This window comes from Achromobacter sp. (genome assembly GCF_050285585.1).
In the GTDB taxonomy this organism is placed as follows: domain Bacteria; phylum Pseudomonadota; class Gammaproteobacteria; order Burkholderiales; family Burkholderiaceae_B; genus Achromobacter.
Map to the genome: position 1 here is coordinate 319,929 of NZ_JBLZXF010000004.1, position 6,631 is coordinate 326,559.

At 67.1% G+C, this 6,631-nt stretch carries 7 protein-coding genes; 2 read left to right on the top strand and 5 right to left on the bottom strand.

Translation table 11 applies throughout. The features are described from left to right. Positions 1–26 precede the first annotated feature (26 nt). Positions 27–794, bottom strand: coding sequence for an SDR family NAD(P)-dependent oxidoreductase (locus ACN6PJ_RS09060; RefSeq protein ID WP_427995527.1), 768 nt, complete (start codon positions 792–794; stop codon positions 27–29). Further along, a complete protein-coding gene (locus tag ACN6PJ_RS09065; protein WP_427995528.1) occupies positions 791–2,509 on the bottom strand; it encodes an FAD-dependent oxidoreductase in 1,719 nt (572 codons plus the stop codon). Before ACN6PJ_RS09065 ends, ACN6PJ_RS09060 begins: the two co-directional genes overlap by 4 nt. Before the next feature lie 153 nt (positions 2,510–2,662). Between ACN6PJ_RS09065 and ACN6PJ_RS09070 the strand changes: the two genes are divergently transcribed. Beyond that, complete coding sequence (locus ACN6PJ_RS09070; RefSeq protein ID WP_427995529.1) at positions 2,663–3,514, top strand: IclR family transcriptional regulator; 852 nt, start codon at positions 2,663–2,665, stop codon at positions 3,512–3,514. Between the two features lie 84 nt (positions 3,515–3,598). Here ACN6PJ_RS09070 and dsbD read toward each other — a convergent pair whose 3' ends face one another. Both dsbD and cutA read right to left on the bottom strand, forming a co-directional pair. Continuing rightward, entirely contained in the window at positions 3,599–5,494 is a 1,896-nt protein-coding gene (dsbD, locus tag ACN6PJ_RS09075; protein ID WP_427995530.1) for a protein-disulfide reductase DsbD, read from the bottom strand. Further along, positions 5,494–5,841, bottom strand: coding sequence for a divalent-cation tolerance protein CutA (cutA, locus tag ACN6PJ_RS09080; protein WP_054457254.1), 348 nt, complete (start codon positions 5,839–5,841; stop codon positions 5,494–5,496). The genes dsbD and cutA overlap by 1 nt, the downstream gene beginning before the upstream one ends. 122 nt (positions 5,842–5,963) lie before the next feature. Between cutA and ACN6PJ_RS09085 the strand changes: the two genes are divergently transcribed. After that, positions 5,964–6,401 carry an HIT family protein gene (locus tag ACN6PJ_RS09085; protein ID WP_427995531.1) on the top strand — a complete coding sequence of 146 codons (438 nt, stop codon included), beginning with the start codon at positions 5,964–5,966 and terminating at the stop codon, positions 6,399–6,401. Between the two features lie 107 nt (positions 6,402–6,508). Here ACN6PJ_RS09085 and ACN6PJ_RS09090 read toward each other — a convergent pair. Next, the coding region (locus ACN6PJ_RS09090; RefSeq protein ID WP_427995545.1) for a L17 family ribosomal protein at positions 6,509–6,631 on the bottom strand (123 nt) is incomplete at its 5' end.

Genomic DNA, 6,631 nt, shown 5'->3' on the forward strand with positions numbered 1-6,631 from the left:
GGTTCGGCGCCTTCCGCGTGGCGCCGCTATACGGCGAGGTAGCCACCGTCCACCGGCAGCGACACGCCCGTTACGTAGGCCGCCATGGGCGAAGCCAGGAATACGACGGGTCCGGCCAGGTCCTCCGGCTGCCCCACCCTGCCGAGCGGAATGCGCTGCATGAAGCCCGCCAGGCGCGCGGGGTCGTCCCGCGTGTACTGCGTCATCGGCGTCTCGATGACGCCAGGCGCGATCGCATTGACGCGTATGCCGTCCGGCGCAAGATCGCGCGCCATCGCCTGCGTCATCATCTTCACGCCGCCCTTGGACGGCGAGTACCCCAGGGTGGATCCCACGCCCGCGAAGGATGCGATGGAGCCCACGTTGATGATGACGCCGCGCGTGGCGCGCAACGCGTCCAGGAAGGCATGGATCATGTTGAAGCCGCCGTTCAGGTTCACGTCGAGCACCCGGCGCCAGTTCTCGGCGGCGCGCGGGCTGTCGATGCCTTCCCGGATGAGGATGCCGGCGTTATTGACCAGCACGTCGATGGGGCCCTGCTCTTTCCGGATGGCCGCGGCAATGGCCGCGCAGGCCTGGGGGTCGGTCACGTCCAGCGCATGGGCGCAGGCCTGGCCGCCTGCCGCGGCGATGTCGCTGGCCGTCTGCGCGGCATTGCCGGCGTGCACGTCCGTGGCCACCACACGCGCCCCGGCTGCGGCCAGGCCCAGCGCAATCGCGCGTCCGTTGCCCTGCCCCGCGCCGGTGACCAGCGCCAGCTTGCCCTGCAGCAATCCCGCTGGGGCGCCGTTCATGCCGCCCCCTGGACCGCCGCGCCGGCGGCGATGCTCTGGCCGGCGATGTAGCCGAACGTCAACGCCGGTCCCAAGGTGATGCCGGCGCCAGGATAATTGCCGCCCATGATGCTGCAGGCGTCGTTGCCCACGGCGTACAGGCCGGGGATGACCTCGCCCTGCCCGCTCAAGGCCCGGCCCTCGCCATCCACTTTCAAGCCGGCGAAGGTGCCGATATCGCCGATCATCATCTTGATCGCGTAGTACGGCCCCTTCACGATCGGCGCCACGCAAGGGTTCGGGCCATGCAGGGCGTCGCCCTGGTAGCGGTTGTAGGCCTTGCTGCCCTTGCCGAATGCCGGATCGCGTCCCAGCGCGGCTTCTCGATTGAACGCCTCGATGGTCTGCCGCAGGCTGCCTGCGTCGATGCCGGTCTTCTGCGCCAGTTCCGCCACCGAGGCGGCCCGCGTCAGGTAGCCGGTATCCAGGTAGCGCTTGATGGGCAGCGGGAACGGCGCGACGCTGCCCAGGCCGTATTTCCGCAGCGTCTTGTGGTCGCAGATCAGCCATGCGCAAACTTCGCCCTGCCCCTGGCACGCCCGCACCATCTCCTGCACGAAGTCATGGTAAGAGCTGCCTTCGTTGGCAAAGCGCCTGCCATTGCGCGTCACGGCGATGACGCCCGGTTTCGCGCGGTCGATGAAGTGCGGCATGTATCCGGGGCTGCCGTCCTTGCGCGTCACCACGGACACCGGCACCCAGGCGGCGGCGTTGGGCAGTTCGGCATTCACGCAGGCACCCGCGCTTTCGGCCATGCGCAAGCCGTCCCCGGTGTTGCCGGAGGGCGATGGCGAATAGTGCTCCATGCCCGTCGGCGCATGCGCGTAAAGGCGCTTGCGCCGTTCGATGTCGTAAGGAAAGCCGCCCGAAGCCAGCACCACGGCGCGGGCCGCGCGCACGCGCACGGTGGCGCCATCGCGCTGCACGGTCGCGCCGCGCACGGCGCCATCCTCGATGATGAGCGACTGGGCCGGGGCGCGCAGCCACAACGGTATCCCCAACTTGAAGGCGGAAGCCGCCAGGCGGCCCGCAAGGGCATTGCCGTTGGTCAGCGTCATCCCCCGGCCGTGCCTGGCCACGTCCAGGAAATGCTTGGACAGGCGTTTGGCCACGTACCAGGCCGAGGCCAGCGAACGCGTCGCGCGCATGAAATGCACGATCTCTTTGCCCGACCCCAGCATCATGCCGAATACCGTCAGCTCGGGCAGCGCCGGCGCCAGGTCCCGGATGTGCGCGCCAAGCTTGCGCCCGTCATAGGGCCGCGCCACCATCGAACGGCCACCCTGTTTCCCCCCCGGCGCCTCGGCGTGATAATCGGGAAACACCAGCGGCATGTCGAATTGGACTTCGGTTTTCGAGGTGAAGAAATCCACGGCCCGCGGCCCGTGCTCCAGAAACGCGTCGACCCGTTCGGCGTTGTAGCTGGCGCCGGCCTCATGGCGCAGATAGGCGCGCCCGTCATCGGGCGTTTCATGTATTCCCTGCACCTTGGCCAGGGATGTGCCCGGAATCCAGAGCCAGCCGCCCGAACGCGCGGTGGAGCCGCCGAAACGCGGCTCTTTTTCAACGATCAGGACCTTCAGGCCTGCCGTGGCGGCGGTGATCGCCGCCGCCATGCCGGACGCCCCCGACCCGACGACCAGCACGTCGCAGTCGTATTGACGAGAATCTTCCACGTTGTCTCCATACCCATGGGGTGGCCTTGTCCCGATCTGGGTTTCGGGATGGCTTTCTTGTTGTAAGGACTGTAGATAAGTGATTTGATAGTGTCAATATGGTTCGCTATTAGCGAAAGTACTAACATAGGCAATCTCGTTCGATAAAGAAAAATGACCGCCAACGCAAACTCCGGCAAGCGCAATGCCGCCCAGCCCTTAGCCAAACCGTCGCCGCGCAGACGCGGTATCCAGTCCATCGAGGTCGGTGGCAAGCTCCTGCTCGCGCTGCTGGATCACTCGTCCTCATTGCCCCTGGGCGCATTGGCCAAGGCTGCCGGCATGTCGGGCGCCAATGCCCATGCCTATCTCGTCAGCTACGGCAATCTGGGTCTCGTGCGGCAGGATCCGAACTCGGGCGAGTACGAGCTCGGCCCGCTTGCGCTCCAGCTGGGGCTGGCGGCGCTGCACAGGCTGGATCCCATCAAGATCGCGGTGCCGATCACCCGTGAACTGGCGGAGAGAACGGGGCAAACCATCGCCATCGCGGTGTTGGGCAATCTGGGCCCCGTCATCGTGCACCTGCACGAATCCAACTACCCGATCCACGTCAACATGCGTACCGGCACGGTGATGTCCCTGACGAACACGGCCACGGGCAAGGTTTTCGCGGCGCTGCTGCCGCCCAAGAAAATCGAGAGCCTGTTGCACGAGGATTTTCTGCGGCTGGGCGCGGTGCCCTCACTGAGCAAGACCGAGAAATTCGAGCGAACCTTGCGGGAAGTGCGCCAGCGCGGGATCGCGCGCGCCGTCGGCGACCCCATTCCCGGCATCAACGGCCTGAGCGCGCCGGTGTTCGATTCGAACGGCAACGTCGTCCTCGTCGTCACGGCGATCGGCGCGGCCGGCGTATTCGACGCCCGCTGGAGCAGCCCGCTGGTCGCCGACATCAAGCAATGCGCCGATACGATCTCTGCGGAGTTGGGCTGGCAGAATCGCGACGTGCGCGCCACGAGCCGGGGCTAGACGTACAAAGGCCGCGGCCCGGGAATCCCCGCGCCGCGGCCTGCATGCCATTCGAACGGCCTTGCTCGGCAAGGCCAACGCCACTCAGCGCACCAGCACCTTGTCCAGCGATTCGGTGAAGCGCTTTGCATCCTGGAACCCTACCACGCGCGCGTCGGGCAGTTCCTTGCCCCCAGGCTCGAAGAACATGATGCCCGGCGGGCCGAACAGGCGGAAGCGCTTGAGCAATGCGCGGTCGTCGGCGTTGTTCGCCGTCACGTCCGCCTGCACCAGGACCATGCCCGCCATGCGTTGCGCGACGCCTGGGTCCGTGAAGGTGAACCGCTCCATTTCACGGCACGACACGCACCAGTCCGCGTAGAAATCCAGCATGACCGGCTGCTGGCTTTGCGCCAGCACGGCATCCAGTTCGGCGTTGTTGCGCACGCGGGTAAAGCGCAGTTCCCCGCCGGCGTTCGCCGCGGCGGCAGGCGTATCGCCGCGCGACGCCAGGTGCGACAAGGGCTGCAGCACGTCCCGTCCTCCGCTGGCGGCTCCCACCAGCCAGGCGGCGGCCGCGAGCGCAAGCAACAGCCCCACGCCCTTGCCGAACATGCGCGCTGCGCCGGCGCCCTCGGGCAAGGCATCGAAGGCGCGCAGCATCACGGCGGAAACCACCGCCAGGAATGCCCAGCCCGTCATCTGCACCCAGGTCGGCACCACGGGTATCAGCATCCACCATGCCGTCGCCAGCAACAGCATGCCGAACAGGCGCTTTACGCCGTCCATCCAGGGGCCGGCCTTGGGCAGCAGGGCTCCCGAGGATGCGCCGACGATCAGGAGCGGAACGCCCATCCCCCACGCCATCGCGAACAACGCCGACCCGCCCAGCACCACATCGCCGGTCTGCGAGATATAGAGCAGCGCGCCCGCCAGCGGCGCGGCCACGCATGGCCCGACGATGAGTGCCGACAGGGCGCCCATCACCAGCGCGCCGGTGTAGCGGCCTCCCGGAATGCGCGACGAGCGTTCCGACAGCCGCGCCTGGATGCCCGAAGGCATCTGGAAGGTGAAAGCGCCGAACATGGCCAGCGCCAAGACGGTCAGCAGGATCGCGAACAGGCTCAGGATCCAGGGAGTCTGCAGCCACGCGGCCAATCCCGCGCCGCTCAATCCGGCGGCGACGCCCAAGGCGGTATACACGACGGACATGCCCAGCACGTAGGTCGCGGCCAGTGCCAGGCCGCGCCCGCGCGAAGGCCGCGCCTGCGCCGTGCCGCCCACCACGATGGAGGACAGAATGGGGATCATCGGCAGTACGCAGGGCGTAAACGCCAGCAGCAGGCCCAGCACCAGGAATACGCCGGCCGTCTTCACCCAGCCCAATCCGCCCAGCGCGTCGGCCAGCCCGGTATCGCCGGCGTTGACCAGCGCGCCGAGGCCGCCGGCGGCGCCGGACGCGGCCGGCGCGGCGCCCGCCGGCCCGGCCAGCGCATAGCCGCCCGCAACCGGAGTGAGCTTCACGCTGCTGTCCATGGGCGGATAGCACAGGCCGGCGTCCGCGCAACCCTGGCCGGTCAGGGTCAGCGTGAATGCTTGCCCGCCCGCGGCGATCGGCACGCGTATCGCCACGTCCTTGTGGAAGACTTCCATGTCTTTCTCGAAGGTTGGGTCGTACTTGACCTCGCCTTTGGGATAGACGGCCTCGCCCAGGGTGGCGGCGCCGATGGGGCTGATGGCGATGCCGAAGCGCTCGCGGTACATGTAGTACCCGGGCGCGACGCGGTAGCGCAGCTCAAGTGTTTCGGGCGCCACCATCTCCGCGCTGAATACGAAGGCCTTTTCCGGATCCAGGAAATCCGCCTCGGCGCGCGCGGAGGCCTGCCAGCCCAGGAGGAGCATCAGCGCCACGGCCAACAGGGCGAGGCATCGCCCGAACGAAGCGCGGACTGCGCGAGGCTGACGCCTCGGCGCGCTGACGATACCGGCAAATTGCAACATCAGTCTCTCTTGTTCTGCGTGACGGCCGTCTGTTCGCGCACCCAATCCAGGTAGGGCGCGGCGCCGCCGATGACCGGCAGCACGATGATCTCGGGCACGTCGTAGGGATGCATCTGCGCCAGGGCCTGCACAACGGCCTGGTGGCGCGCGTAGGTGGTCTTGATGTGGATGGGGATTTCCTCGGCCCCTTCGACTTCTCCTTTCCACATGTAGATGGACAGGCCCGGCGCGCCAAGGTTCACGCAGGCGGCCAGCCCGTCTTCGACCAGGACATGCGCGATCCGCTTGGCCAGAAGCAGGTCGGGCGCATTGCTGATGACCAGCACAACGTCGTCATCGCGCAACATGAGGCCTCCTTGGAATACCCGTATGGGACGTAACTCGGGGTATTTTATCGGTATTGCGGCCATCGCCCGGATCCTCCGGGCCCGCAAGCGCCGCCATGCAACCCGTTTTCACCGAGGCACGCATGTCCGATAACTGTCTGTTCTGCCGCATCGCCCGCCACGAGATCCCCGCGCACATCATCCACGAGGACGAGCGCCTGCTGGCCTTTCTCGATATCCAGCCCGTGCGCCCCGGCCACACGCTGATCATCCCCAAACAGCACTACCCCTATTACGAGGACATGCCGGCCGATCTGGCGGGCCACATTCTCAACCTGGGCCAGAAGCTCGGACGCCACATGAAGCGCCTGTATCGCGTGGACCGGGTCGGTTTCGCCTTTACGGGCATACACGTGGCGCATGCGCACGCGCACGTCATCCCCATGCATCATCCGCAGGACGTCACCTCCACGCAGTACATCGAGCAGCAGGACCTGACGTTCAAGATGCCGCCCCAGGCCGCGCCGGAGGCGCTGGCGGCAACCGCCGCGCAGCTGCGCGGGGAACTGCACGCCTCCTGAGGCCCCGATGCGTTCGCCCCGGCGCCTCCATCCCGGAAAGCGCCCGCGCAAATAAAACAAGGGCGGGTCCGAAGACCCGCCCTTGTCGCTTATCGCTCTGCCGAAACTTACTCGGCAGCGCTGTCCTCAGCGGCTTCATCGACTTCCGGACGGTCAACCAGTTCCATGAAAGCCATGGGAGCGTTGTCGCCTTGACGGAAGCCCATCTTCAGCACGCGGGTGTAGCCGCC